This is a genomic window from Micrococcus sp. HSID17227 (assembly GCF_003989405.1).
GTDB classification, from domain to species: domain Bacteria; phylum Actinomycetota; class Actinomycetes; order Actinomycetales; family Micrococcaceae; genus Micrococcus; species Micrococcus luteus.
This window is the reverse complement of the sequence record NZ_RBLN01000514.1, coordinates 1-597: the sequence shown is the minus strand read 5'-3', so window position 1 is coordinate 597 and position 597 is coordinate 1. Positions and strand designations below refer to the sequence as shown.

Annotated in this window: 1 protein-coding gene; it reads right to left on the bottom strand. The window is 77.1% G+C overall.

The genetic code is table 11. The annotated features are described in order from the left end of the window. Positions 1–597 (bottom strand): LysR substrate-binding domain-containing protein (locus D8M29_RS13005; RefSeq protein ID WP_127446067.1); only part of this gene is annotated, 597 nt, incomplete at both ends.

Below are 597 nucleotides of genomic sequence, written 5' to 3'. Positions count from 1 at the left end.
CGGGCAGTGTGGCCGCCTGCCAGTACAGGGGCACGAGGACGTCGTCGAGCCCGGGCACGCGGACCAGCCGGCCGGCGCGCACGTCCTCGACGGCCTGGGCGTCCACGAGCATCCCCCACCCCAGGCCGGCCCGGACGGGCCGGTGGAACCCGTCGAACGACGGCGCCAGGTGCGTGGGCGGGGCGACGTCCAGCCCGGCGCCGCTCAGCGCGAGGCGCTGCAGGTCGTCCTTCGCGTTGTAGCGCATCATGGGCATCGCGCCGAGGTCGACGACGTCGCCCGCCGCGTGCCGGGCGAGCAGGGCGGGCGAGGCGAGCGGGACGTAGCGCATGCTCCCCAGCGGCTCCGCCGCACACCCCTGCACCGGCTGCGGCTCCGTGGTGACGGCGGCCAGCACCTCGCCCCGGCGCAGCAGCCGGGCGCTGTGGTCCTGGTCCTCGACGTGCAGGTCCAGGACCGTGTCGTCCCAGTCGGCGGCCTCGGCCAGGACGGGCCCGAACCACGTGCCCAGCACGTCGGCGGGCACGGCCAGGGAGGTGACGCTGCGCCCGGCCGCCGTGCGGCCCAGCCCGGCCCACGCCTCCTGTTCGAGCACCA